This window comes from Pseudomonas brassicacearum (genome assembly GCF_003732225.1).
In the GTDB taxonomy this organism is placed as follows: Bacteria; Pseudomonadota; Gammaproteobacteria; order Pseudomonadales; family Pseudomonadaceae; genus Aquipseudomonas; species Aquipseudomonas brassicacearum_E.
This window is the reverse complement of record NZ_MOBJ01000008.1, coordinates 159,633-184,952: the sequence shown is the minus strand read 5'-3', so window position 1 is coordinate 184,952 and position 25,320 is coordinate 159,633. Positions and strand designations below refer to the sequence as shown.

Below are 25,320 nucleotides of genomic sequence, written 5' to 3'. Positions count from 1 at the left end.
TGCGCGATGCACTAAGGATTATCTTGCCTGTGCTGCGAACGACGGGAGTTGCGACGGCCATCCTGATCTTGCCGTGCTCCGGTGTGGCCTATGCTGCCACTTGGCATTCAGCAATCGTTGTGCCTTCGACTGTCGAGTACGACAGCAACCCGGTGCTTGTTACGGAAAACAAGAAGGGTGTGACTCGTACGATCATCGCCCCCGATTACACGCTTGTCGGTACTTCAGACCGGGATCAGTGGCGGTTCGGTCTTGGTATGAATCTGGTGCGTTCGTCTGATACGTCCATCGTTTCGGACCGCGAAGACCCCAACGTGCAGTTAGGGTGGCAGCGCGAGACCGAAACGGGTGGTTTTGGACTCACGGCGAAGTATGTCGAGAGCTCAACGCTCTCCACTGCGGTTCAAGAAACCGGTGTGATTACCACCGATGGTACGCAAAAGCTAACCTCGTTCGGCGGCAACTGGAGTACCGCTCTCAGTGAGCGAACTACCTTGGTTAACGAAACCGACTACACACATGTCACTTACGACATTAATACACTGACCAACTATAACGAGCTTTCGAACCGCCTAGGCTTGAACTACGCATGGAGCGAGCGTGTGGAGCTATTCACACGTTTTGGCGTGAAGCGTTATGAGCCGCAGCAGGGATCTGCGGCGTCTTCCTCAAACAGTTACACCCCCACTGCCGGCTTGAACTTTGAGATCTCCGAGCGGCTCAAGGGGTCGCTTTACGCAGGTGTCAATCAAGTCTCTGGCTCGAACAGCCGCCCCCGTGGCCAAGGCGGTTTTTCGTTGCACTATACCGGTGAGCGTGTTGATACAAGTATCGGCGCCAGTCGTAGTACCGTCGCCAGCGGCGACGGAGGTTTTGTCGAGGTTGATAACCTGAACGGTACATGGAGTTATGCCCTCGACGACACCAGCCGTACCGGTTTTGATGCCTCATGGCAAAAAACCAAAGGGCTAACGCCTAATACCCTGCGCAATGTCGGTGTCTGGTTTAGCCGGGAACTCTCGCCTTTTTGGGTGGCGCGCCTATCCTTCATGTACAAAGAACGCCAGCAAGATGGCTTGCCGGATGCCACCGCAAATGTCGTCGGGTTGACCTTGACCTATAGTCACCCCAACTTCTGAAATTCAGCTGGGTGATGAATATGACCTCTGAATACGAAATGTCGGTCAACGACTACATTGCTGTCATCAAGCACCATGCCTTGCTGTTGATCCTGAGTTTCACGGTAATACTCGGCCTGAGCGTAGTGGTCGCGATCTCTATCCCGCCCATCTACGAGTCATCTGGCACTATTCTGGTCGAGTCTCAGCAGATTTCGCCAGACCTGGTGGCGGCGAACAACAATACCTTTGCCGATGAGCGCATCGAAGTCATTCGCCAGCGCGTGATGACCCGTGAGCATCTGGAAGCGATCATCGACAAGTACAATCTTTTTAATTCGCAAAGCAGGCAGTTGAGCGTTTCCGAGAAAATCGATGAAATGCGCAATGCGATTACAGTCTCCTTGGTCAGTGCTGTCGTTAAGGGGCGCGGAGAAGTGACGATTGCTTTCCGTCTTTCCTTTGAGCACCGGCAGCCAGAGATTGCCAACAAAGTGGCCAACGAGCTGGTGACGCTGTTTCTGGATGAAAACATCAAGCAGCGCACCGAGCGCGCCAGTGAAACAACAGAGTTTCTGACGCAGGAGGCGGACAAGCTCAGGGTCGAACTGGAAGCCCTGGAAAATCGCTTGGCAGACTTCAAGCAAGCGCACAGCAACGCGCTTCCCGAGCATCAGGAGTTGCGCATGAATATGTTGTCACGCGCCGAAACCGAGCTCAAAGAGGTCGACCGTGACTACAAAACTGCCCGTGAGGAATTGCGCTTCAATGAGTTGGAGCTTTCCGCAGCAGCGACCAAGCATGGATTGCCCGGCGCGGCGGGTGATAAACAGCAAGATCTGGGTAGCCTCAAGGCGGAGTACACCCGGTTACTGTCGCTGTATACCGAAGCCCACCCCGATGTGCGTGCCGTCAAACGCAAAATTGCTGCACTTGAGGCTACCAAAGGTGTTGGTGTTGGTGCTGGTGGTGCAGCGGCTCCAGTCAATCTGGACCTTGCCAAGGCTCAGGCCCGGATCGCTGCCGCAGAAACACGTATCAAGTCGCTGGCCGATCAAAAGCAGGAAATACTCAAAAAAATAGCCGACTACGAGGCGCAAATTCTTGAGACGCCGCAAGTCGAGCGCGGCTTGGTCACACTGATGCGTGACTATGAAAACGCCAAAAAAAAATACGAGGAAATACGCACCAAGGAAATGAGTGCGAAAATTTCCGAAAGCCTGGAGCAGGAAAACAAAGCCGAGCGTTTTGTTCTTCTGGAGTCGCCATTGATGCCTGAAAAGCCGATACGGCCGAACCGTAAAAAAGTGGTTGCCATGGGCTTTGTTCTCGCTCCGGTGGGCGCTGGCGCATTGGTGATGCTCCTTGAGATGCTGAACCAGCGCGTGCGCGGAGCTGAAGCCTTGGCCAGTGTGCTGGGTAGACGCATATTGGTTGCGATTCCCTACATATACACCAGAGCGGAATTGGCACGCCGTAAGCAGTGGCGAACGCGATTGATCCTCGGTGGAGTCGTGATGATCGTGCTCTTTTTGGTGCTCCTGCACTTTTTCTACATGCCTCTGGACCTTCTGATGTTTAAAGCTCTGGGCCGGTTTGCATAAGGAATATAGCCATGGAAATAATCAAGCCCGATACCGAGAATTCCGAGCAACAGCCTTCGTCAAGTCTCGTGACAATACCAAAAGCCATGACAGTGACCGGGCAGTCTGCAAGTCTGAATGCGCTGAGTTATGTGCAAACCAAAGTGGTACCGCTGCGGCCAGATCATCTCGAGCGCAATCGCATTGTGGCGTACAACAAGAATTCGAATATGGGGGGGGCTTTCGATCTGCTGCGTACGCAAGTTCTGAAAGTCATGGAAGAAAATGGCTGGCGCACGCTTGCTATCACCTCGCCAACTCCGGAGGCAGGCAAGACTGTATTGGCTATCAACCTGGCAATGAGCATCGCCCATCACACCACCAAGACAGCGCTACTGGTGGATTTCGACTTGCGTCGTCCGATGGTGGGTGCCTGCCTGGGTCTGCCGATGGAGAAATCGCTCAATGAATTGCTGGACGATGAAGCGGAACTGCAAGAGGTTCTGGTCAACCCGACCTTGCCGCGCTTTGTAGTCCTGCCGACGCGAGAGCCGATCCCTCTCTCCACCGAGGTGCTGTCATCGCCCACAGTGAGCCATTTGATTGCTGATCTGCGCGAGCGCTACGACTCGCGTATCGTGATTTTCGACTTGCCGCCGTTGTTGAGTTCGGACGATGCTATTACCGTCTTGCCTAAATTCGACTGCGTCCTGCTGGTGGTCGCCAACGGCATGAACAGCAAGAAAGAGATCGAGGAAAGCCTTTATCATCTGGGGACAGCCAATCTGATTGGCACGGTACTAAACAAAGCCGAGCGCCCAAGCCGCTCTTACTACTAGAGCGTCACCCTCAGGCGTTCGGCGTTATGCGCCAGCGCCGACTTTCAGTGCCAAGGGTACTTCTGCTCCCAGCTCCAGGCGTGCGCCACTATCTGTTCAAGTGAGGCAAATTGCGGTTGCCAGCCAAGTAATATGTTGGCCATGCGGGGATCGGCCACAAGGCGTGGCGGATCGCCGACGCGGCGTGGCGCTTCGCTCACGGAGATATCCTGGCCGGTCACGGCGCGTGCAGTGTCTATGACTTGTTGTACTGAGAAACCTTGACCGTTTCCGAGGTTGAAAGCCGTGCTTGCACCACCTGCCAGTAAATAATTCACGGCAAGTGCATGAGCTGCAACGAGGTCGACAACGTGGATGTAGTCGCGAATGCAAGTGCCGTCAGGTGTGTCGTAGTCACGGCCATAGACGGTGATGGTTGTGCGCCGACCGGAGGCAGCTTGCAGTATCAGTGGCAGCAGGTGGGTTTCCGGTTCTCGGCGTTCACCTAACTGTCCTTCAGGGTCTGCTCCGGCGGCGTTGAAGTAGCGCAGGCAGACCGATTTGAGCCCGTATGCACGGTCGAAATCTTCAAGCATCTGCTCCACCATCCACTTGCTGCGACCATAAGGGTTGATCGCGGCCTTGGGATGCTCTTCGTCGATAGGTACATACACCGGATCGCCATAGACGGCTGCGCTCGAGGAAAAAATGAAGTTTTTAACCCCGGCACGAACCAAGGCTTGTAGCAGCGTAAGGGTTCCAGCCAGGTTGTTTTGGTAATACTTGGCAGGTTCAGTGACGGATTCGCCCACCTGTGTAAATGAGGCGAAGTGGAACACGGCATCAAAGTGCTGTCCCGCAAACAAGACATCCAGGGCTTGTGCGTCGGCGATGTCCAGTTCGACCAATCTCCCTCCCATCAACGCGCCGCGATGGCCTGTTGAAAAGTTGTCTGCCACCACCAGTTCGTGACCTGCACGCAGTAGTTGCTTGACCATATGCGAGCCGATATAGCCTGCGCCACCAACAACCAAAAATTTCATCCTGATCTCCTGGAAACTGCTGCTGGGCAAGCGCAGATTGGAACGCCAGTTCGATCCGCCTGATCATTACGTTAAAAGACAGGTTAGCTAATGAGTCACCAGCTCGCTGGATGATGTTGTATTGACAGGGCCTGGCTGTGCGTTGCCTGAGGTTGTAGCTGGCGTGACGCCTTTTTTCAAAAACAACCAGTTCGACGCTTGCAAGCCGTCGAACTTGATCGTATAGCGTCCATCAAGATAGGTGGCGGGTAGCTTCTTCATTTGTCCAGGGATGCCGTGGGTGAACAGTGTCAAGCCTTGCGGCGCCTGGATTGCCAGGGTGCCTTCGAGGGGCTCGACATAAAAAGGTGTTTTGCTGTCGTCTTTGGGGATGGCACGGGTACCCAGCGAAATCAGTAAATTCTGCGATCGGCCGACAGGCGCGTCGTCCAGGCTTTGCACCACCACACTGGCATTAGCGGTCTTCACTTGAACCTGGATGTTGCCAAGGCTGATCGACTCGCCGCCGATCCAGCCGGTTGCTGCTTGGGTGCGTGGCGTATTGATGGTGTAGATGCCTAGTTTCCAGTTGCGCTTTAACTCGCCAGTGTCTGTCGTGGACTCGCTGGCGTTGGCGTCCAGCAGCGACTGGTTGGGATCATGAAACACCTGTGCATTGCTCGGGATAGCACTCTGTTGCAACCAGGGCAATTGCGGCGTCTGTGGCATGGCGATTTCCAGCTTGCCTTTCTCCATGGCTGTGCGCAGTAGAGCCGCGTTGGCGGGTGTGATGCGTTGGTTGAACAGGGTGCTTGGTGTCGGCGCGAAGACATAGGTCGTTGTTGCTTCGCGAACGTCTGCACGGCGATAAAGCAAGGCGGCGGCGGGCAGGGTGGCCAGCATTGCAGGGTCGTTATAGGCGTGCCAGTTGTCGGCAGTTATCCATTCGCCGGTTAGCGGCTCCTGGCTGTAGGCATATTGCATCAGCGCATCCCAGCCTTGGTGGCTGGCGGTGCCGGCTATATAGAGTGGCAGCGAGTGGCGGTCAGGTGCCGGGAAAGGTTCAGTGTTCCACTCGGTGACGGTCAGGGGTTTGCCTATCACTTGGCCGGCGGCAATCCAGTTCAGTAAACCGTCGCTGGTGAGCGGGTTTTTCTCTAGCTGTCCAGGGCCACCGTAGCTATGGACGTCGATCAGGTCGCCGGCGGTAAGGGCCGGTAGGGAGCTTAGGCTGTCGCCGCCCCAGCTACTGGTCGTGGCGATGGGTACCTTCACTCCTGATTCACGTAGGTGCTGAATCATGTCTACGTTGAAACGTCGCTCCAAATCGTTGAGGAACAGCTTGCCGGGGCCTGGCTCCCAGGAGCGCCAGGTCTGGCTTGCAGATAGATTGTGCTGGTTCGCAAAGGCCTTGGCCTCGGCCATGTAGATCTGGTTGTGCTTTGGCACTCGTTTGTCTGGTAACAGGGCGTTGCCAAAGTGCTGGGTGACATCGTTTTCGTTGGTAATCAGTACGGCGGCGATCGCCGGATCGTCTTTGTAGGCGAGTCCGGTGTAGGTGTTTACATGGGTCAAATAGGCTTGGGCAAAGCGCTTCATTGCCTGCTGAATGGTGATGTTTACATAGGCATAGCCCTTGAGATCGGCGTTGTTCTGGCCATTCTTTGGCATTTCATCGAAGCCATAGATGTTGTCGTTTGCAGTCAAGGCTCGCTCGACGTGCATATCGAGCCATACATAAATGCCCTCGTCTTTGAGGCACTTGATCCACCAGTCGATTTTTTTCAGTGAGTCGGGGCTTAGTTGCTGAGTGTCCTGCGTGAGGTTGCTGTCGCGAAAGATGTTTGGGCTGACCCATGGGGAATCATGGTGGTGCAGTCGTACGAGATTGAAACCGAGTGCCGACAGACGTTTGGCCTGCAGCTTGATTGCATCGTCTGGCGTACGAAACAGCGCATAGGCCGTCAGGTTAGTGCCCCAGAAGCGCGCTGGGGTGTTGTCTGCGAATAACAGTTGCTCGCCGGATACTTTGACGAAGCCGCGCTTGCCTGCAGGTTTTTCGTGAGCGTTAAGAAAGGACAGATCGACCGGCGAGGTTTTCCAGTCGAGCGTGTCACTCGGCCAGCTCCTTGTGTCCGCCAGCCCGAAGCGCTCGGTTGTGGTCGGACCGAGTACCACATCGCCAGATAGGCTCAAGGTGGCTTTGAAATTCTGGCGGCCGGGTTTGATCGTGTTCTTGTAAAAAAAAGCACGCACCTGAGATTTATCACCCGGTTCAAAGTACACACTTGCCAGTGCAGGCTCAAAACGCATCTCGATGCGTCGGCTTTGTGTATTCCCCCAGGACCAGCCGCGGTTGTCGGGTAGCAAAGCCGGCTCACCCATTTCTCCATCGTAAAGGGCAGGATCGAACTTGAAGACGATGCCCCCGCCCATCACGTCCGGCATCATGCTGTGTGCATCCAGGGCAATGTTCCAGGTCAACTTCTGCTCGTCTTCCTTCTGAATTTGCGCAGTCACGTCGAAATCCAGGTTTTTGTTCTTGCCAGCAAGGGAGTAGCTATAAGGGGTGTTCACCTTGAACGCGGTCGGTAAATCCGTCCATTCCCAGTTGCTCCCCCAGAAGGCGAATGAAGACGAAACTACAGGGTTGCCACCGCGCGCCAGCATTGGCAGACCGCTGCGCTCATCCACGCTGGAGACCCAGTCCGACGCCCAGCTGCTAAACGGCCAAACAGCAAGGAGAACCACTAGCAGCATATGGGCGCGGTGAGCAAAAGAGGTCATGAGCGTTACCAGGGTTGAAGGTTGGCGCTCGCAATGCTTGCAGTCTCAGTGCGCTTGAGCCTGCGCACCATCTGAGCATAGGCCACACCCAGTCCGGCCACCGACCAATACACCACGGGGATCACCGTGATACTGCTAACGGTAAAGATGGTCACCAGTATCCCGGCCAGTACCGCCAACAGTGCACGTCCGAGTCGGCGCGCCTCATCGTCTTTGTTGGGGACCGAACGCATAGCTCTGCGGATGCTGAGCAGCACAGTGGCGAAAAAAACCACGAATAGCGTCAATCCGATCAGGCCGATGTCCAGCGCCAGGGCGATATAGGTATTCACAATATCGATGATGCCCTCGCCCTGAATCATGGACTGCATCTCAGGAGTGTTGCGGTAATCGAAAGAGCCCAGCCAAGGGTTGCGCTGGATGACGATCACTGAGTTATCAATCAAGCGCTGCCGGTACGTGATGTTCTCTACGTCTACCGTACCGATGAACGGTAGTAGATCCAGGAGTTTTTGCCCGCCAGGCACGATGGCCAGCAGGGGAAGGGCGAGCACTCCGGCGATTGCCAGAAGCATCAGGCGTTTGACAGCTTTACGGCCGGTGGCGATGAACACGGTGATCATGACGGCTGCACCGATCCAGGGGCCACGCGACAGCGGTGCAAACAGACCGCCAGCCAGCAAGAGCGCGCCGAGGCATTGCTGCAATCGGCTGCGTACGCTCTCGCGCAAGAACAGGTAAAAGCCGATGGCCACGCTAATGACGTAACCCAGTGCGATTGCCTGGCCGGTGGTGGCGCTGGCGCGTAATGAATCACCACGATCCAGGTAGCTGGACATTCCCCAGTGCATGTCCAGGGCGACAATCAGCGCGTTGTACAGCAGCCAATGGCGGGCAAACTCGACGAGACCAATAAGCGCCAGCACCATGGCGGCGAGTACAAATCCCAACAGAGCATCCTTGAAGTCGCTGAGTTCCTTCAGTGCCCTGCTGGCAACGTAGTAAGGCAAAAAAACGTCTGTGAACAGGTAGAGCGCCTGGCGCAAGGTGTCGGTCAGCGTGGTGTCACGCAGGTAAAGCAGGCTCGTCAGCAAGAGGTAGGCCGCTAGCAGTTTGTCAGGCCAGGTGCGTCCGAAGCTCAGTGTGCTTGCTTGCCTGCGTAGCATGAAAAAAGCCGGCAACAACAGACACAATGCGAGCAGACGAATATGGTTAAGTGCAAAAAAATAGTTGATCAGGCCGAAGCCGGGAATCTGTGCCGGGGCCGGCGGGATGAGAAACAGCAGAAGGAAAAACAGTGCCAGAGGATTGCGTTCGCGTTGTCGTGCGACGGTCAAAATGATAGCGGCAATGCCCGCGTACACCCAGAAACTGTGCGAGACAAAGGCCAGTAGCGTCAATGCGAACCACAGATTGCGGCGACGAGTGAAGTCGTGGTGTGGGATCAGGTCTACTGCTGGTCGACGCGCCAGGGCAAAAACGATGCCAGCTAAAACTAGAATGACGATTAACGCGCGAAAGTGCTCAGGCATGGATTCTTGAACTCATGGATTGGTGAGCAACGGCTAGTGAGATGACCAATTGTAGCTATAGTAACGTGCGTACCATTTGAGTTCGGGGTTGATGTCATGCCTCCAATTGATTTATCGCCATCGTTGAGCCTTCGCAGGCGAGCGATATCTGCTGGGGCATGGAATCTGGGTGCGCTTGTTGCCTCTCAAGCAATTCGCTTGGGCGGCAACCTGGTAATGGCCCGTCTGCTGATGCCGGAAATTTTCGGCGTAATGATCATCGCCACCACCGTTTCGGTGGTTCTGCACTTGCTTTCCGATGTCGGTTTGCGTCAGAACATTATCCAGAGCCCGCGTGGCGACGATCCAGTGTTTCTCAATACCGCCTGGACAGTGCAGATCCTGCGTGGCGTTGTCCTTTTTGCTTCGACACTTCTAATCGCAGGCTTCACCTGGTTTGCGCAAGTCATCAATCTGTGGTCGGCCAATTCCACCTATGCCGCACCGGAGTTGCCGCTGGTGTTGGCCTTTACCGGTTTTACCGCGATCATCTTTGGGTTCCAGTCGACGAAACTCGATTTGGCCGTTCGCGATTTCCAGCAAAAGAAAGTGGTGCTCCTCGACTTTGCGTCCCAGCTTGCGGGCCTGCTGGTGATGCTGGGCATCGGTTACTTCACCAGGTCTGTCTGGTCGCTGGTGATTGCAGGTCTGGTCTCGGCCATGGTCGGCACTGTTATTGGTCATCTATGGTTTCAGGGCCCGCCTAACCGTCTACAGTGGGACCGCTCTGCGCTTGAAGAGTTAGTCGTCTTCGGCCGTTGGATACTGTTGTCTTCGGCAGTGGGAGTATTGGCCATGTATGGTGATCGCATCTGGTTCGGCGGCAGCATGTCGGCCACTGAACTGGGCGTCTACTCCATTGCGGTGCTGATTTTGGGCACTCTTCAAACCGCAGTGCTTAGGTTGGTCGGGGCCGTGGCCCTGCCGGCCTTCAGTGAAGCCTCAAGAAGTAATGACACCGTGCGGCTCCGCGTTTTGTATTACCGCTTCAGATTGATTTTCGATCTTGCTTTGCTGTTTGTCTGTGGACTGTTCTTGACCGTCAGTCCGCTCATCGTGGGTGGGTTATACGATGAGCGTTATGCCGCTGCCGGCACCATGATGGCCGTTCTTTCCCTTTCTTTTTTCACATTGCGCTACACGGTGGCGCATCAAGTTTGGCTTGCCTTGGGACTCACAAAGTACCAAGCCATGGATAACATTATTCGCATTGTCTCGTTATGGGTGCTACTGCCGCTGCTGCTGGCGATTGGCGGGGTAAAATATGCGATTTGGGGCGTTGCCCTGCATACGTTCCCTACGCTTATCCTGATTGTTTATGTCAATTGTCAGGTGGGGCTGTTCGATCTCAAGCGTGAACTGGTGGTGCTGCCAATGCTGGCGGTGGGGGCTTTGTGTGGAGAGTTAGTGTTGGGCGTTGCTAAATGGCTTTGATTCGATCCATGTCTCTTGCTGTTTCCAATGCTGTGACAGACCGTCACGATGTGTTGATTGATGGAAATTGCTTGGCTGGAAGTGCATTGAGTTTGAATAGGCTTTCAGCGGTTTTGGAGGGAATCTAATGAAAGTGACTTTTGTGTTGCCGGTGGTGAACATGTCGGGTGGAATTCGCGTCGTTGCAATTTACGCTAAGGCATTGTTTGAAATGGGGCATGATGTAACGCTCGTTTCCCCGCCTGCACCTCCTGTTCCGCTGGATAAGAAGATGAAGCGTTTCATCACGGGTGAGGGGTGGCCGATAAGCGAAAGAAGTCCATCTCATTTAGACGGTCTTGGTCTTGATCACCGGGTGATAGAAAAATACAGGCCTATTGTGGATTCGGATGTTCCAGATGCGGATGTTGTAATTGCAACATGGTGGGAAACGGCTGAGTGGGTGAGCTCTCTAGGTCAGGCCAAGGGTGTAAAAGTGTATTTTGTGCAGGGGCATGAAGTGTTTCCTTATTGCCCGGTGGATAGGGTGGTGGCGACATATAAGATGCCTTTGCATAAGATAACCATTTCGAAGTGGTTGGCTGATGTGATGAGCGTGGAGTATGGCGACTCTGATGTTAGCTTGGTTAGGAATAGTGTCGATCATCAGCAATTTTTTTCCGCGCCTAGGGGAAAACAGCGTTGCCCAACCATCGGGTTTTTGTATCATGAAGCGCCATTTAAGGGGGTTGATGTTGCGCTTCAGGTAGTTTCTTTGCTCGAGAAAAAATTTTCAAAACTTCGAGTTATAGCCTTTGGAAGTGCTCCTCCTAGTGGTCTTTTTAAACTTCCAGAGAGTCTTGAGTTTTATCGTTCTCCCGATCAACATCGTATTCGTGATTTATATGCACAATGTGATGTCTGGCTCGCAGCAAGCCGGAGTGAAGAAGGCTTTAATCTGACGGCGATGGAAGCGATGGCATGTAGAACGCCGGTAGTTTCAACGCGTACTGGCTGGCCGTTAGAGGCAATATCTTGTTTCAAAAACGGCGTACTGGCCGATATTGATGATACGGTTGCCTTGGCTCGTGGTGTTGAATGGCTATTGACTTTAGACGAGCAGGGGTGGCGTGCGGTTTCAGAAATGGCATGTCAAACGGTGGCCTCAAGTTCTTGGGAGAACTCTGCAAAATTATTTGAAGCGGCACTTAATAATGCGTGTGTGAGGGATTTTCCTGAATAGCGGTCGTTTAAGCGGAGCTTGAATGATGTCGATTTATAAATGGTTTTGTAATCCGACGATGAGAGTTCAGCACTTTTTGGGGGGGGCAATCTAATGAGTAGTGCCCCTCTTGATGTGTTAGTAGTTAACTACAATACAGCGACGCTGCTGCAGCCCATGTTTAATGCGTTGCGCGAGTCAAACAGTGCGGATCGAACGCGCTATTTAGTGGTGGACAATGCCTCTGCCGATAATTCACTGGAGTGCTTGGCAACTATTTGTCCAGAGGCATTTCTGCTGGCCAATGAAAATAATGTTGGCTTTGGTCGTGCCAACAATCAATTGGTTGAGCACCTGCAGGGCAAGTACGCGTTGCTCCTCAATACCGATGCCTTTGTTGCTGCTGATACCCTGAGCAAGACCCTCGATTACATGGAGGCTCACCCTGATTGCGGAGTCCTCGGCGTTCGGTTGGTTGGGCGAGAGGGTGATTTGCAGCCCTCCTGTCGCTATTTCCCGACGCCGTTGAATGTCTTCCTCTCGCGTACAGGGCTTGAACGCTTTTTCCCTGTGGTGAAGAGGGTCGACGACATGGACTGGGATCATGCCTCGGTCCGTGAGTGCGACTGGGTGCCCGGCTGCTATTACTTGATCCGCCGTGAAGTCATCGATCAGGTTGGCTTGTTCGACCCGCGCTACTTTCTTTACTACGAGGAGGTCGATCACTGCAAACGCGTTAAACAGGCCGGTTGGAAGGTGGTTTATTACCCGCATACCTCGGTGGTGCATATCGGCGGTGAAAGTGCCAAATCGGTTGTCAAACTCAATGTGGTCAGTCGACAGATACCCAGGTTACAAATCGAAAGCGAGCTTTTGTACTTTCGCAAGCACCACGGTCTACTGGGTTTGGCCTCACATATGTTGCTGGTGAGCCTGGGGGATCTGATTCTGGCGCTCAAGGCTCTATTGAAAGGCCGCGGCCGGGCCGCCATAGGGGCGTGTTGGCAGCATGCTCGTGATACTTGGGCGTTGCTGCGCGATACCCAATTTGCTAGCCGACCAACACGGTAGGTCAACTTATGTTCGAAAATATACGTGCGGACTTGCGTGCATACGCTGGTGATTGGGCTGCTCAGGGGTTCTGGGTGATGCTGGTTTATCGCTTTGGGCGCTGGCGCTACGGAGTGCGCCCAGCATTCTTGCGAAAGTTGTTCTCCTTTATATACAAAGTGCTCTTCAAATTGGTGCAGATCGTGACGGGTGTCGAGCTGCCGTGTGAGGTGGTGATCGGGCGCAACTTCGTCATCGATCATTTCGGCGGAATCGTGATCAGTGGTTATGCTCAGTTCGGCGATGATTGCCGCATCCGCAATGGCGTGGTCGTGGGGCTCAAGAATGTGGATGAGCCGATTGCCCCGGTGATGGGTAACAACGTTGATATCGGTGCCGGGGCCAAGGTGCTGGGCAATATCCGCATTGGTAACAACGTCGTGATTGGTGCCAATGCCGTGGTGCTGACAGATGTACCGGACGACTCGGTGGCAGTGGGCGTGCCTGCGACTATCAAGAAAAGGCAGCGCGCAGAAGCAAGGGAATGCTTATGAACCCTCCGGTGGACGATATCGAGCAGTTTTACATTGCTGGGTGAACTCAATGGCTACTGGTATCGGTGTCGTTGTTATCGGTCGCAATGAAGGCCTACGGCTTGAGCGTTGCCTGGCTTCGCTGGGCGGTGCGGCGCAGAAGGTTATTTATGTCGACTCTGGATCAACGGATGGTTCAGTCCAGATGGCACGGCGGCTTGGGGTCGAGGTGGTTGAGTTGGATATGTCGATTCCCTTTACGGCTGCGCGCGCGCGCAATGAAGGATTTGCCTGCGTGCAACGTTTATTGCCGGCGATGCGTTATGTGCAGTTTGTCGATGGTGATTGCGAGATTGTCGGTGGCTGGCTGCCCCGGGCGCAGGCCTTTCTTGATGCACAGCCTGAGGTTGCGGTGGTCTGTGGACGGCGCCGTGAACGTTTTCCCCAGCGATCGATTTACAACTTATTGTGTGATCTTGAATGGGATACCCCGATAGGTGAGGCCAAGGCGTGTGGTGGCGATGCGCTGATACGGGCTGACGCCTTCGCCGCAGTGTCTGGTTTTCGAGCGGATCTTATTGCCGGGGAAGAGCCTGAGTTGTGTGTGCGTCTGCGTGCGAATGGATGGAAGGTCTGGCGCCTGGCTGACGAAATGACCTTGCACGATGCGGCCATGACCCGCTTCGGCCAATGGTGGCGGCGTACCCTGCGTGGTGGCTATGCCTTTGCCGAGGGCGCATTTTTGCATGGGGCCGCACCGGAGCAACATTGGCAGCGTGAGTCGCGCCGGGCCTGGCTCTGGGGTTTGGGTGTCCCGCTGGCGACTATGATCGCGAGTTTGATGCTGGGATGGTTTGGGCTGCTTCTGCTGCTGGTCTATCCACTGCAGGTGGTGCGCTTGGCTCGCCGGGGCGATAGATCAGCGCGCGAAAACTGGCTGCAGGCCTTCTTTCTGGTGCTGAGCAAATTTCCCGAGATGCTCGGGCAAGTCAAGTTTTTGTTGCACAGATTTGGCGCCGGCAAGACGGCGTTGATCGAATACAAGTGAGACGGCTATGAATGATTGGCTGATACTAAAAAGGGTGTTTTCTTTACATGCAGGGTATTCCTTTAGGGCATTGAAAAATAAGCTTGTATTACTGATTTTAGTTGGAAAAAACTGGTCCGAGCTAAAGTTGTTTTTGTGGCGTATGTCGAATGCCCTGGGCAAGACTGGTTTTGAGAAATTGGGAGGTGATTGTGTCGGTGTTGTTCATTGGCCGTACATCAGTAGATGCTGGAGATCTCAGGATAGACTTGGTGTGTTGGCCTCGCATTACGAAGTCGTCACAAAAAGCTGTCCGCAGCTATTACTGCTGGGACGAAATGACAGCTTGATGTTGAGTGACTTGTCGGAGTGCTCTGTGGGTTGTTCCTTGGTTCTAGATCGTCCGGTATGGTTTATGCGTGAAGGGGAACTGGTGCTGAATTTGTTTCAGGGTGATTTGCGTATTGCATCAATAGCGTTCACCTTGTGTCGCACGGAAGTTGAGTTATGTATTTTTATCGGTGCCGTTCAAGGGATACACAAAGGCGTAGAGAGTGATAGGTCTCTGGAAATTTATAGAGCACTGACAAAAGATTTTGAAGGCCTTCGCCCAAGAAGTCTTCTGATCGAAGCCATTAAGTATATTGCAAGAAGTGTTGGTGTTGAAAAGATTTATGCGATAGGGGATGGATATCGTCATCATCGTCATCCGTATTTTGGGGATGAAAAAGCTCAAGACCTGGCGGCTAATTATGATGCCATATGGTTGGAGCATGGAGCGATTCCGTCCGAGCGCGAAGACTTTTTTGAAATCCCCATGGTGTTGTCCAAAAAAGCGCTTGATTGTATTCCTTCAAAAAAACGTGCCATGTACCGCAGGCGTTATGAGCTTCTAGATGATATTTTTACAAGGATAGACAGTGTGTTAATAGGCAGCTGTGCAACTAACGCAAGCGCTAATTAGGTCGATATTTGACTGTCGGGCCTGGCGGCATGAAACGGCAGTAGTCACTCTTGGTCAGTGGGCGGGTGGCACTGTTTCAACTATTGGTTTCGACGTGTATATAAGGTGCTGGAGCGAAAGTTCCAGGTGGGGTATTGCTCGGAGAAAATGCAAGGGTCGGAACAAATGCCGTGGTGCTTGTTGACGTTCTTGATAATTGTACTACTGTAAAAGTACCTGTAGTAATAATTCACTGCGACGACATCTAAGCTGGTTCCTATGCGTATCGCTTATTTGATCAATCAATACCCCAAGGTCAGCCATAGCTTCATTCGTCGCGAGATTTTGGCGTTAGAGCGCCAGGGCTTTGTGGTGCAGCGCATTGCTCTGCGTGGTTGGGATGCCGAGTTGGTGGATGCCGAGGACGTGTCCGAGCGCAGTAAAACTTTCTATGTGCTGCAGGGCGGAGTCAAAGAGCTGTTAGTGCCTGTGCTGCAGGTACTGCGCGCCCAACCGCGACGCTTTTTTTCGGCGTTGTGGCTGGCGCTACGTATGGGCCGGCATGCCGATCGGCCCTGGCCGTACCATTTGGTCTATTTGTCCGAGGCATGCCGCCTGCTGTTTTGGTTGCAGGCGTTCGGCGCCGAGCATGTGCATGCGCATTTCGGCACTAACTCAACCGAGGTGGTGATGCTGGCCAATGCACTCGGCGGGCCAGCGTACAGTTTTACGGTGCACGGCCCGGAAGAGTTCGACAAACCGCAGTTTATTCATTTGGGCGAGAAAGTCCGGCGCGCGGCTTTTGTCGCGGCTATCAGCTCTTATGGGCGCAGCCAGCTGTTTCGCTGGGTAGCTCATGTGCACTGGGCAAGGGTAAAGGTGGTGCATTGTGGTCTGGAGCGGGCGTTTCACGATGTACCTGCAGTTGCCGTGCCGTCCGTACCGCGGTTGGTCTGCGTGGGTCGCTTGTGTGAGCAGAAGGGCCAACTGTTGTTGCTTGAGGCCGCCCGTATCCTGGCAGCGCAAGCCGTGGTGTTCGAGATAGTACTGGCCGGCGATGGGGAAATACGTGCGGAAATCGAAGCCCTGATTGCACTGCATGGCTTGCAAGCGCAGGTGCGAATCACTGGCTGGATTAGCAGTGAGCAGGTGCGGGCGGAAATTCTTGCGGCGCGGGCCTTGGTGTTGCCGAGCTTCGCCGAGGGCTTGCCGGTGGTAATTATGGAGGCCATGGCCTTGCGCCGGCCAGTACTGACGACCTATGTGGCGGGCATTCCCGAGTTAGTGCGCCAGGGTGAGAACGGTTGGTTGTTTCCCGCTGGAGCTGTGGATGAGTTGGTGGCGGTGCTGGCGGACTGCCTAGCGCAACCCGTCGAGGTGTTGCAGCGGATGGGCGAGGCGGCTTATCAGAGAGTGCTGGAGCGACACGATATCGATACCGAAGCGGCCAAGTTGGCTAATTTGTTTAGGGCGCAAGCATGATCACCTTACTTGATTGGCTGTTCAGCGCACTGCTGGTGCTCATGGTCCTGCCGGTGTTGGTGCTGTTTTTGCAGGTGCTGCTGGCCTGCCTGCCTGTGCGGTTGCGCTTGTCGGCGCAAAGATCGCGGCTGCGGGTGGCGGTGTTGGTACCGGCACACAACGAATCCTCGATGATCGTCGCGACGTTAAATACCATTCGGCCGCAGTTGCTAGAGGGCGATCGCTTATTGGTGGTGGCGGACAACTGTTCTGACGACACGGCCGCGCTGGCCCGCACGGCGGGCGCCGAGGTGGTGGAACGCAACAATGATCAGCAGTGTGGCAAGGGTTATGCGCTGGACTTTGGGGTGCGTCATTTAGCGAGCGTTGCGCCGGACGTCATGATCGTTGTCGATGCCGATTGCCAGGTGGGTGAGGGCTCTATTGAGCGTTTGGCAATGTGTTGTATCGACTCAGGGCGGCCAACGCAGGCACTTTATTTAATGCGTGCTCCAGCAGGTTCCGGGCTAAAAGTACGGTTTGCCGAGTTTGCCTGCCGTGTGAAGAATCTGGTGCGGCCGCAAGGTTGGGCTTGGCTTGGTTTGCCCTGTCAGTTAATGGGTACGGGAATGGCTTTTGTCTGGCGAGATCTGGCTTTGATCGATTTAGCCAGTGGCCACATCGTCGAAGATTTGAAGATGGGCTTCGATTTCTGCCGCAACGGCAAGCCGCCTTTGTTTTGCCCAGATGCCCTGGTGACCAGTTATTTTCCACGAAGTGATGAAGGCTTAAGTACCCAGCGTACGCGCTGGGAGCATGGTCATCTCGGGGTAATCCTTGGTGATGCGCCAAAGTTGTTTGTAGAGTCGATCAGCCGGCGTAACTGGAACCTCCTGGCGATGACGCTGGATTTATTGGTCCCTCCGTTGGCCTTATTGACGTTAGTGTTGGGGGCTGTTTTTAGTCTGTCATGGTTGGTGTTTATGCTGTGTGGAGCTTTGGCTCCAGCATTAATCGCTTCTGCCGGGGTGGCACTATTGAATGTGACTATCTTGCTGGCATGGAGCCAATTTGGTCGCGAGATTATATCTTTTTCAGCCTTGTTGTATGCGCCGTTCTACGCGGTGAAAAAAATACCCTTGTATCTAGGCTTTTTGCTTAAACGCCAAGTTGAGTGGGTGCGTTCGAAGCGAGATGACAATTAATGCGCGCTTTTGCTTGGCAGCACAACTGGCAAACGATTATCCAGAAACTCAGGGTGGTCAGTGATCTCGATGATGAGCAAGGATTGATTGATGCTTTATCCAAGCCTGAGGCGGCAACAGTACTTGGATTCGTCAATGCCTTTGCCATGAACATGGTGGCGGGCAACACCGATTACTATAACGCGTTGTCCGCTGCTGACGTGTTACTACGGGATGGCTCCGGCATGGCTATCCTGTTTCGCCGACTCGGCTTAGTGTCGGGGCTAAATATGAATGGCACGGATTTTATCCCCAAATTACTGGTCGCGTTCAAGGGCCGGCGCGTGGCTTTTTGGGGCACTTCAGAGCCCTTTCTAGCGAATGCGGTGCAGCGCAGCGAAGCGGTATTTGCGGTCAATGTAGTTTCTGCTCACCATGGTTTTGCTGAGGTGGATGCCTACATCAATCTTGCCCAGCAACTGCAGCCAGAATTGGTTGTGCTGGGCATGGGCATGCCCAGGCAAGAAGTCGTTGCTGCCAGGCTGGCTGCCAGCGGCGTGCCATGCCTGATAGTGTGCGGCGGGGCGATCCTGGATTTTCTCGGTGGCAAGGTTGTTCGGGCTCCGCAATGGGTGCGTCGTCTCGGTTGTGAGTGGGTATTCAGGCTGATGATTGAGCCAAAGCGGTTATTCGGTCGCTATGTGCTTGGTAATCCAATGTTCTTGTTGCGCACGCTGATCTGCAGAGAGGCGCCTACATTAAGGAAGCCCTGAACTACATTGCCCGAAGGGTGAAGGCGGTTCGTCCGGCTTCTGCGTTGATGGCGATGCTGCGCGTGCATCTGTTGCAGAACTGGTTCGGTTACAGCGATCCGACCATGGGCAGGCATTGTACGAAAGCACTACCTACACCTTCCGTCGATTGGCAAACACGATAAATCCAAACAACGCGGAAGAAAATAACCATGCTGCCGCAGGAAGTGGTACCGCACTCCGTTGATTGATATAAGAATTAGCTGTCCCAGCCAGACCTATACCCTGGACATGCCGACCAACCCTGAACTGGCCATTGGCAAGCGCCGCAATCAAACTGTTAAATGAAGAAGCATTGGCGCACGGCCCAAGGAAGCTGACCCACTTGCCGAGAGCGTTGACCCCATTGTTGAGCGCGCCCTTGGGAGCAATGCTCTGCGTGTGAGAATCACCGGAGAAGTCGGTGTGAAAGCCAATGGCGTTGCCATCTGAAAGAGGTGAAGGCACGTCAATGCTGTTTCTAAAAATAAACAGCACGCCACCCGCGTGCTCTTCGATCAGCATACCTGGTTGAGGCCCTAAATTCTCGCCAGCGTTGCTCATGCAACTAGATTTATAGACCAAACTGGCCGCCTGAGCACTAGAAACAGCCGCACCATTCAGGAGCATTAATAACAAAACGGATTTAATAAAAAGTGTCAGGTGCATAACATCGCCTCCCTGAGCAGAGGAGTATTCTTTTGTCGGACGAAGGAATCTTTATCAAGTTAAATTGAGCATAGTAGGCACATAGCTATCGCGTCAATAGTGCGTCATCACGATAAATATAAATAGAAAGCCAGTGTGATTTCGTCAAAATAACGTCACGGCAAACACGTCAGTCATCAATCAAGCGGATTCTATCCGCATGAAATAGCTTCAGGCTTGAGCATCGCCCGCAACAGGGCGGTCTCAAAGACCAAATGCAACACACGCCCCGCACCGCCTTTGGCCTTTCCGCTCACCGTGATACGGGGCGGCCGCGGGCGGATGCATGGAGCGCTTACGGAAAACTGACCCTCCCTGTCGATTGAAATTTGACCCAAGGCGCGTTGCTGATACCCAAATTGGCGTTTGATCACTCGGAGTGGGGGCTCGACCTTGGCACGAGGAGCGTGGTTCAGATCAAGTCTTCATGAAGGGAATAGGTCTAGAGTGCGCTCAACCTCATCGGGGTCGATTGTAAAGCCATCGCCCTCTGGCGTTCCCACCACAAAGCCAAAATTCTGGTGATCGCGATCCGTTAGATACTTGTAATAACAGATGAAACGATTCGGGGGCTGCAGAGCCAGCAGTGAGCCACCAGGCTGAAGTACATTGACACCATGTACGAGATGACTCCCCTCGACCCCCACCACGGTTTGTGCTCCAGCGCAGGTCGCCACGATGGTCGGAACATCGGTTTTCGAAGGGTCGAGAATGCGAAAACCTCTGCGGTTATGCAGACGTTCAGCGAGTTCCATTTCATTGTGTAACCGTCGCAATTCACCGTTGCCGCCTCGCAGAATGAAAACTCCGGGGTGAGAGCTGTACCTTACGTGTGACAGTAATTTTTCACCCATCGCGCGAAAGCGTAAATGCCTATTTCGATTTTGACTTAGGTCATCGAATATCACGAGCTCACGAAAAAAAGCATTGCGCAAACGGACCGGTGTTATGCCAAGCCAGTCCTCATATTCGGGAGCCTGGGGAAATAGAGGAAACCTGGTGGATGGCGCGGTCGTCACCGGAACTCCTTCGTCGCATGCTAATGGGTAAGTTGCACAGTCTTCCATCAGCCAGGAGCCAAACCATTGGTTTCCACCTGCAGTACAGTAAATCGCCCCGCGCTCCATCTCGGTTTCCACGGAGATTTTTGGAAGCCAACCAGATCTAGGAGATAAGCAGGATTTTGCGTTGCCCTTGTAGAGTGTTCCATCTATCAGCCAGACATCTTTAAGCAGGTGGCCCCGTGTTGGACCATGATCAACGCTGCCTATTCCTTCCATTGTACGACGGGGGTGTTCGTAAGGAAAAAAGCGTTCTTCCTCCCATCCTGTCACACGTTCGAGTTGATTGGGCAGGAAAAAAGCCGGTGGAGAGATTGATGTTTCGCCAGGCGCAATATTCCAGGATTTCACCGCTGCACTTTGCGGGGTTTCCGCCGGCTTTCGCATGACCCGCGCTCTTACAATATGCCGGTATGCAGCAAGGCTCCATGTTGTCCGGTGGCTGCTCGTTAACACGCGTAATTCCGACATATCATGTTCACTCTCATCCGCCTCTACAAAAAACAGTAAATGGCGCAAGCGCCTAAACTGCATTTTTTAACATCAGAAAGCTGCTCAGGTAGATATGATCCTCTCCATAATGGGCGGGGACTTCAAATGAGCATAACGGCTACGTAACCTGTCGAGAAGAGGTTCGCTTGGGCTCTTGGCGCAGTAGAGATAAATTTTGTATAGCCCGCCAAACCCCATGTTAATATAGCGAGTCGCCACTTCCTCATCGTTTTGCCCGTCCGGCAAGCCAAGATGAAGTGTCAGTTTTTTTCCCTCGACAGCAAATAACGGTGTATGCCAAAGGAGTTGGGCTGCACCCACCTTGGGCAGTCGGACAAACATATAAGCGTGGTTACCCAGCGTATCAACATCACCGCCACGTCTTCTTTTCCATTCGAGAAGTCCGTCGTCTGGACGGGCCAGGCAAGTACCGATGTCATAATAGTCAAAGCCATTGTTTATGGCCCACTCAAGCTCCATAAATGTAGTGATCGAGTTGACTTCATTCAGCCTTTTGGTATCTGAAAAAACCGCCTCAGGATAGCCAGCACGTATCATGCTCCAGTAGCGCTTTCCGGCCCGAGTAATTACGCACGCAAGTTGGCATGCAACAATTTCGTCTTCCAACAGTATTAGATCGAGCCGGCCGAAAGTCTTTGCTATCCTTAACACTTCATGTGAGGCAATTTGCGAGGCGGCGGTGCCATGCCTTGCGATGGCATAGGGTTGAAGCATTTCCCTGTCGGCTCTTTCAATTTCGTCATCCGTCAGCGCCTGCTTCATTCGGTAGCGCGACTGGTTCTTGCGTATGTTTCGACGTAACTTACTATCGTATTCCGCCGTGATATCGTCAATGGAGCGACCCAGCGGCACGATAGCACTCAGAAAGTGAGGCACATACAACGCGCCCAAGGTTGGCATTTCACTGACCAGAACCGTACGGTTCGATTTATCCGATTCCGATTTGCTGTCGGCCACAGGAGACTCCACCCCCATGAGAATCTTGGCCATCTCCCGCTGTGTTCTCCTTCCCACATAGAGGATGTCGTAAGGACTGTCTTTGCGCAGCTTGAATCTGACAATCTCCCAGCGCCAGAAACAGGCTCGCCCAAGTATGTCTCGCAGCCAGGCTGCAGTTTTTCTTAGCTCAAATCGTATTGAGGGAGATATGAGTTTTCGGATCGGCACCGCTAAATACGCTTTCATTTCCGGCACTCTTTTTAACTTGCCTTGTGTGGTTTATGGGTCGCTTGCAAGACTGGCTAATAGGCTCGCTTGCCGGTGAAGGCAAACAGAGTTCGCAGAAGAATGACGAAATCGAGCCAGAGCGACCAGTTGTTGATGTACTCAATGTCAGACTCAACACGCTGAATCATCTGCTCTATATCTCTCGTTTCACCGCGAAAACCACGCACCTGAGCCAGGCCTGTGATGCCTGGCTTGATATTGTGACGCGCAAAGTAGTCTGCGATCCCATGCGAGTACTGTGCATCATGCTGAATAGCATGCGGGCGAGGCCCCACCAGAGACATTTCCCCCATCAAAACGTTGAACAACTGTGGTAGCTCATCCAGACTAGTTCGCCGAATAAAGGCTCCAACCCTGGTCTTGCGCGGATCATTCTTTTCTGCCTGCTTGACGATGCCGTCTTCCAGTTGATGGACGACCATGCTTCTGAACTTCCAGATACGGAAAACTCCACTCCACCCCATGCGCTCCTGTCGAAAGAACACCGGTCCAGGGCTATCGACCTTGATGGCAATCGCTATAGCCACCAGCAATGGAGCCGCAAGAAGCAAGATGAGAAAAGCCAAGACTTTGTCCTCGAAATTCTTTAGAAACAGGCGCATCCCCATCAGCGGAGTTTCAGACAAAGTCAGCACGGGAATACCGGCAATTTCACGAACGCTGTGATTGATCAAGCGCAGTGAAAAAATGTCAGGCACCCAATTAATAGCAATGTGCTTATCAAGCAGCTTTAAGTAAACATCCTTAATGACCTCCGAGCCATCCAGAGGTGTAACGAAATATACGGTACGAATAGAATGTCGCACGATTAACTCATCTAGGTCGGAGATATTACCCAGTATCGGCAAACGTTGCGTGCTTTCTGAGCCCTGCTTGCCCCGATCATCGCCCGCCTCAATCAACACACAACCGACCACCCGTTCACCCAGCCAGGGATTATTGCTTATTTTCTGGTGAAGGAAGCTAGCCAGCTCCCCCGAGCCAATAATAAGAGCGGCTTCCAATTGATTCGGGTGGGTCAAGTGTTTCTTCTGCACTTCGAGTATCGCCAGGTGCAAAAGCAACTGAGCGAAATATCCAACAATAAATAACTGCGCAACCAATAGGCGCGAGTACTGTTCACTTTGTTTGGTCAGAAAAGCCATGACCACGAGAAAGCCAAAAGCCGCAAGCCACGCCTTTAAAAGCTTAAATGCTTTGACGGTAAATCCAACATTGCTTCGGTAAATAGCATAATGGTCGTACACGACGGCCAGCGCCCCAAGCAGCAACAGGAGCATGATGACATAAGCCTGCGTTATAACGCCGATATGATAATCGATCAGATACCATGCGACACCGATCACAGCAACAAAATCGAGACCGGCCTGAATAGCGTTACTGGTACTGCTTCGTCGCTGGAGTATGGAGCGGCTACTGCTGGGTTCGAATATCATCATTAGACCTCATTAAACTGAGAATCCAAAACGCTTATCTATCAAACAATAAAAAGGCAATGAAAATATAATTATTAATTAACGTATCAGCGTTGAATGATCCATCAGCGGTGCACCGCAGCTTCGATGATTCGCACCACATTGACAGCTCTCCTAGTGCCAGAGCCTTGAGCAAGTCGCCCTGAACCATCAGCGCCAGACCCTTCTCGTAATACTTGCTGGCCTTCTCAGCCGGCGAGGAGCAGGCCGCCAAGCCAGCAGAACAGACCGCAAGGAGCGCGCCCCAGGCGTCTTTGCCAACTTTGCTCAAATACATCTTCATCGAATTCACCCCCTTGGAGGTCAATGCGGAATATGAGCCGCCAGCCGTGACACAGCCAATCTCATAAAATCTTGTAAGCGCTTATCTGCAGCAGTAGGCGCTTCGCAGGCTCTCCACAACCGTCTTGCCACGACGGTAATCCGCGATCACATAATCTCCAGCCCTGGACTCACTTCGGCCTGGACGTCCAATCGACTCTCACTAGCACGCCACTCATCCAGGAGATCCTCCCCTGATCGATCAGTCGTTATCCGCTCCCGTTTCAGCAGCTGAAAGAAGCTTTCTGCTATGTCGGGGTATAGTCCAGCGTGGACAAACCATGTCAGCAAACTGACATGTTCCTCATGTTGAAAAATGGTCAGGAGTTAGGCGATCCGCCATCAAGTGCCGTCAGACAACGGCTCTGCCTGTGGTTGAGGCGTTTCAGACGCTGTAAAGAAAGCGATAAACGGTCGTAAAGTTTGAGTTACAAGGATTGACAGATGTAGGTGTGTCATTTTTGAGTCATCTGTTTTTTGACGCTTTTGCACGTTAGATGGCATTTCCTGCGCTTTAAGTGCGTGCTGCTAGTGCCAAAAGATGGCCAGTCACTAACTCGCCATACCGATCAGGAGCGAGAGAGGACTCATGACGAGATACCTGAAGGAACTGCTGCTGTTGTTCGGAATTGGCCTCAAGCCGCGTCGGCGTCTGGCATTGCCAGGCTATGCGTTGATAACGGCGCCGCAGGCTGCGATCTTTTTCGGGGCGCCGGAAGATCAAAAGATCGCAGCCTTCGGCAGCTCCTACGCGAGGGGGAGGCATGGGAGTTCCATCCTGTCCGCTATCCTTGATCTGACCTTCTGTCGAGCGAGCGTTCCCATGCTTCAGGTGCACGGCGTGTTCAAGAGCTACGCCACCCCGCAAGGTCCGTTGGCGGTGTTGCAAGGTGTCGACTTGCAGCTGACGCAAGGCAGCAGCCTGGCGCTGATGGGTGAGTCCGGCAGTGGCAAGAGTACCTTGCTGCACTTGATTGCCGGGCTCGACAAGGTTGATCGCGGCAGCATCCGCATGGGCGATCAGCGTCTCGAGCAGATGAGCGAAGGGCAGCTGGCGAATTGGCGACGCACTGAAATCGGCCTGGTGTTCCAGCAGTACAACCTGATCGGTAGCCTGCGGGTCGAGGACAATCTGGCATTTCAGGCACGCCTGGCCGGGCGCCATGACTTGCGTTGGCAGGCGCAACTGGTGGCGCGGCTGGGGCTGGGGGATTTGCTGCAGCGTTATCCGGAGCAGTTGTCTGGCGGCCAGCAACAACGGGTTGCCCTGGGGCGAGCGTTGGCGTCACACCCGCGTTTGCTGTTGGCCGATGAGCCGACCGGCAGTCTCGATGAACACACCAGTGACGAGGTGCTCGACTTGCTGCTGGAACTGCTCGATGACAGCCCCACCAGTCTGTTGATGGTCACGCACAGTCAACGGGTCGCTGCACGATTGGCGGAAAAAGTGATATTGCACGGCGGACGTTTGGTCGACGCAGGCCAACGCTGA

General features: G+C 53.6%; 21 protein-coding genes and 1 pseudogene. 14 read left to right on the top strand and 8 right to left on the bottom strand.

The genetic code is table 11. The features are described 5' to 3' along the window. Nucleotides 1-23: 23 nt before the first annotated feature. The 3 genes from BK659_RS12910 to BK659_RS12900 all read left to right on the top strand — a co-directional run bounded on the left by BK659_RS12910 (nucleotide 24) and on the right by BK659_RS12900 (nucleotide 3,540). A complete protein-coding gene (locus BK659_RS12910; RefSeq protein WP_123425448.1) occupies nucleotides 24-1,139 on the top strand; it encodes a hypothetical protein in 1,116 nt (371 codons plus the stop codon). A gap of 20 nt (nucleotides 1,140-1,159) precedes the next feature. Beyond that, a complete protein-coding gene (locus tag BK659_RS12905; RefSeq protein ID WP_123425447.1) occupies nucleotides 1,160-2,722 on the top strand; it encodes a GumC family protein in 1,563 nt (520 codons plus the stop codon). A gap of 86 nt (nucleotides 2,723-2,808) precedes the next feature. Beyond that, entirely contained in the window at nucleotides 2,809-3,540 is a 732-nt protein-coding gene (locus BK659_RS12900; protein ID WP_259740257.1) for a CpsD/CapB family tyrosine-protein kinase, read from the top strand. A gap of 44 nt (nucleotides 3,541-3,584) precedes the next feature. Here BK659_RS12900 and galE read toward each other — a convergent pair whose 3' ends face one another. The 3 genes from galE to BK659_RS12885 all read right to left on the bottom strand — a co-directional run bounded on the left by galE (nucleotide 3,585) and on the right by BK659_RS12885 (nucleotide 8,860). Beyond that, nucleotides 3,585-4,562, bottom strand: a complete 978-nt coding sequence (gene galE / locus BK659_RS12895; protein WP_123425445.1) for a UDP-glucose 4-epimerase GalE — start codon at nucleotides 4,560-4,562, stop codon at nucleotides 3,585-3,587. An 87-nt stretch (nucleotides 4,563-4,649) separates the two neighbouring features. Beyond that, nucleotides 4,650-7,328: a glycoside hydrolase 5 family protein gene (locus tag BK659_RS12890; RefSeq protein WP_123425444.1), complete on the bottom strand. Its 2,679-nt coding sequence runs from the start codon at nucleotides 7,326-7,328 to the stop codon at nucleotides 4,650-4,652. A gap of 5 nt (nucleotides 7,329-7,333) precedes the next feature. Continuing rightward, a complete protein-coding gene (locus tag BK659_RS12885) occupies nucleotides 7,334-8,860 on the bottom strand; it encodes an O-antigen ligase family protein (protein ID WP_123425443.1) in 1,527 nt (508 codons plus the stop codon). Nucleotides 8,861-8,956: 96 nt separating this feature from the next. Between BK659_RS12885 and BK659_RS12880 the strand changes: the two genes are divergently transcribed. From BK659_RS12880 to BK659_RS12835, 10 genes and pseudogenes are all read left to right on the top strand, one after another. Beyond that, a complete protein-coding gene (locus BK659_RS12880) occupies nucleotides 8,957-10,333 on the top strand; it encodes an oligosaccharide flippase family protein (RefSeq protein WP_123425442.1) in 1,377 nt (458 codons plus the stop codon). Between the two features lie 127 nt (nucleotides 10,334-10,460). After that, a complete protein-coding gene (locus BK659_RS12875) occupies nucleotides 10,461-11,555 on the top strand; it encodes a glycosyltransferase family 4 protein (protein ID WP_123425441.1) in 1,095 nt (364 codons plus the stop codon). Between the two features lie 93 nt (nucleotides 11,556-11,648). After that, nucleotides 11,649-12,605: a glycosyltransferase family 2 protein gene (locus BK659_RS12870; protein ID WP_123425440.1), complete on the top strand. Its 957-nt coding sequence runs from the start codon at nucleotides 11,649-11,651 to the stop codon at nucleotides 12,603-12,605. A gap of 8 nt (nucleotides 12,606-12,613) precedes the next feature. Next, nucleotides 12,614-13,138, top strand: coding sequence for a serine O-acetyltransferase (locus BK659_RS12865; RefSeq protein WP_123425439.1), 525 nt, complete (start codon nucleotides 12,614-12,616; stop codon nucleotides 13,136-13,138). A gap of 49 nt (nucleotides 13,139-13,187) precedes the next feature. After that, nucleotides 13,188-14,165, top strand: a complete 978-nt coding sequence (locus BK659_RS12860; protein ID WP_123425438.1) for a glycosyltransferase family 2 protein — start codon at nucleotides 13,188-13,190, stop codon at nucleotides 14,163-14,165. A 7-nt stretch (nucleotides 14,166-14,172) separates the two neighbouring features. Continuing rightward, nucleotides 14,173-15,108: a DUF535 family protein gene (locus BK659_RS12855; protein ID WP_123425437.1), complete on the top strand. Its 936-nt coding sequence runs from the start codon at nucleotides 14,173-14,175 to the stop codon at nucleotides 15,106-15,108. Nucleotides 15,109-15,366: 258 nt separating this feature from the next. Next, entirely contained in the window at nucleotides 15,367-16,569 is a 1,203-nt protein-coding gene (locus BK659_RS12850) for a glycosyltransferase family 4 protein (protein WP_123425436.1), read from the top strand. Continuing rightward, nucleotides 16,566-17,753, top strand: coding sequence for a glycosyltransferase family 2 protein (locus BK659_RS12845; RefSeq protein ID WP_123425435.1), 1,188 nt, complete (start codon nucleotides 16,566-16,568; stop codon nucleotides 17,751-17,753). The genes BK659_RS12850 and BK659_RS12845 overlap by 4 nt, the downstream gene beginning before the upstream one ends. After that, the gene (locus tag BK659_RS12840; RefSeq protein WP_123425434.1) at nucleotides 17,753-18,505 is read left to right on the top strand and encodes a WecB/TagA/CpsF family glycosyltransferase; all 753 of its coding nucleotides are present in this window, start codon (nucleotides 17,753-17,755) and stop codon (nucleotides 18,503-18,505) included. Before BK659_RS12845 ends, BK659_RS12840 begins: the two co-directional genes overlap by 1 nt. Further along, nucleotides 18,504-18,635 (top strand): annotated as a pseudogene (locus tag BK659_RS12835) (transposase); the annotation flags it as partial. The gene BK659_RS12840 and the pseudogene BK659_RS12835, both read left to right, overlap by 2 nt. A gap of 2 nt (nucleotides 18,636-18,637) precedes the next feature. Here BK659_RS12835 and BK659_RS27645 read toward each other — a convergent pair. The 5 genes from BK659_RS27645 to BK659_RS12815 form a co-directional block, all read right to left on the bottom strand. Further along, the gene (locus tag BK659_RS27645) at nucleotides 18,638-19,192 is read right to left on the bottom strand and encodes a hypothetical protein (RefSeq protein ID WP_148050433.1); all 555 of its coding nucleotides are present in this window, start codon (nucleotides 19,190-19,192) and stop codon (nucleotides 18,638-18,640) included. Between the two features lie 464 nt (nucleotides 19,193-19,656). Then, the gene (locus BK659_RS12830; RefSeq protein WP_123425562.1) at nucleotides 19,657-20,763 is read right to left on the bottom strand and encodes a glycosyltransferase 61 family protein; all 1,107 of its coding nucleotides are present in this window, start codon (nucleotides 20,761-20,763) and stop codon (nucleotides 19,657-19,659) included. Nucleotides 20,764-20,847: 84 nt separating this feature from the next. Continuing rightward, a complete protein-coding gene (locus BK659_RS12825; protein ID WP_123425433.1) occupies nucleotides 20,848-21,990 on the bottom strand; it encodes a hypothetical protein in 1,143 nt (380 codons plus the stop codon). 56 nt (nucleotides 21,991-22,046) lie between these two features. Continuing rightward, nucleotides 22,047-23,468: an undecaprenyl-phosphate glucose phosphotransferase gene (locus tag BK659_RS12820; RefSeq protein ID WP_123425561.1), complete on the bottom strand. Its 1,422-nt coding sequence runs from the start codon at nucleotides 23,466-23,468 to the stop codon at nucleotides 22,047-22,049. Between the two features lie 34 nt (nucleotides 23,469-23,502). Beyond that, entirely contained in the window at nucleotides 23,503-23,790 is a 288-nt protein-coding gene (locus BK659_RS12815) for a hypothetical protein (RefSeq protein WP_123425432.1), read from the bottom strand. An 861-nt stretch (nucleotides 23,791-24,651) separates the two neighbouring features. On the opposite strand from BK659_RS12815, the gene BK659_RS12805 reads away from it, so the two are divergent. Continuing rightward, nucleotides 24,652-25,320: an ABC transporter ATP-binding protein gene (locus BK659_RS12805; protein ID WP_123425560.1), complete on the top strand. Its 669-nt coding sequence runs from the start codon at nucleotides 24,652-24,654 to the stop codon at nucleotides 25,318-25,320.

Bases quoted from the DNA above. Each gene is read 5' to 3' on its own strand.
- BK659_RS12905 (WP_123425447.1), top strand. From the start codon at position 1,160: ATGACCTCTGAATACGAAATGTCGGTCAACGACTACATTGCTGTCATC.
- BK659_RS12900 (WP_259740257.1), top strand. From the start codon at position 2,809: ATGACAGTGACCGGGCAGTCTGCAAGTCTGAATGCGCTGAGTTATGTG.
- galE (WP_123425445.1), bottom strand. From the start codon at position 4,562: ATGAAATTTTTGGTTGTTGGTGGCGCAGGCTATATCGGCTCGCATATG.
- BK659_RS12890 (WP_123425444.1), bottom strand. From the start codon at position 7,328: ATGACCTCTTTTGCTCACCGCGCCCATATGCTGCTAGTGGTTCTCCTT.
- BK659_RS12885 (WP_123425443.1), bottom strand. From the start codon at position 8,860: ATGCCTGAGCACTTTCGCGCGTTAATCGTCATTCTAGTTTTAGCTGGC.
- BK659_RS12880 (WP_123425442.1), top strand. From the start codon at position 8,957: ATGCCTCCAATTGATTTATCGCCATCGTTGAGCCTTCGCAGGCGAGCG.
- BK659_RS12875 (WP_123425441.1), top strand. From the start codon at position 10,461: ATGAAAGTGACTTTTGTGTTGCCGGTGGTGAACATGTCGGGTGGAATT.
- BK659_RS12870 (WP_123425440.1), top strand. From the start codon at position 11,649: ATGAGTAGTGCCCCTCTTGATGTGTTAGTAGTTAACTACAATACAGCG.
- BK659_RS12865 (WP_123425439.1), top strand. From the start codon at position 12,614: ATGTTCGAAAATATACGTGCGGACTTGCGTGCATACGCTGGTGATTGG.
- BK659_RS12860 (WP_123425438.1), top strand. From the start codon at position 13,188: ATGGCTACTGGTATCGGTGTCGTTGTTATCGGTCGCAATGAAGGCCTA.
- BK659_RS12855 (WP_123425437.1), top strand. From the start codon at position 14,173: ATGAATGATTGGCTGATACTAAAAAGGGTGTTTTCTTTACATGCAGGG.
- BK659_RS12850 (WP_123425436.1), top strand. From the start codon at position 15,367: ATGCGTATCGCTTATTTGATCAATCAATACCCCAAGGTCAGCCATAGC.
- BK659_RS12845 (WP_123425435.1), top strand. From the start codon at position 16,566: ATGATCACCTTACTTGATTGGCTGTTCAGCGCACTGCTGGTGCTCATG.
- BK659_RS12840 (WP_123425434.1), top strand. From the start codon at position 17,753: ATGCGCGCTTTTGCTTGGCAGCACAACTGGCAAACGATTATCCAGAAA.
- BK659_RS27645 (WP_148050433.1), bottom strand. From the start codon at position 19,192: ATGCACCTGACACTTTTTATTAAATCCGTTTTGTTATTAATGCTCCTG.
- BK659_RS12830 (WP_123425562.1), bottom strand. From the start codon at position 20,763: ATGTCGGAATTACGCGTGTTAACGAGCAGCCACCGGACAACATGGAGC.
- BK659_RS12825 (WP_123425433.1), bottom strand. From the start codon at position 21,990: ATGAAAGCGTATTTAGCGGTGCCGATCCGAAAACTCATATCTCCCTCA.
- BK659_RS12820 (WP_123425561.1), bottom strand. From the start codon at position 23,468: ATGATATTCGAACCCAGCAGTAGCCGCTCCATACTCCAGCGACGAAGC.
- BK659_RS12815 (WP_123425432.1), bottom strand. From the start codon at position 23,790: ATGAAGATGTATTTGAGCAAAGTTGGCAAAGACGCCTGGGGCGCGCTC.
- BK659_RS12805 (WP_123425560.1), top strand. From the start codon at position 24,652: ATGCTTCAGGTGCACGGCGTGTTCAAGAGCTACGCCACCCCGCAAGGT.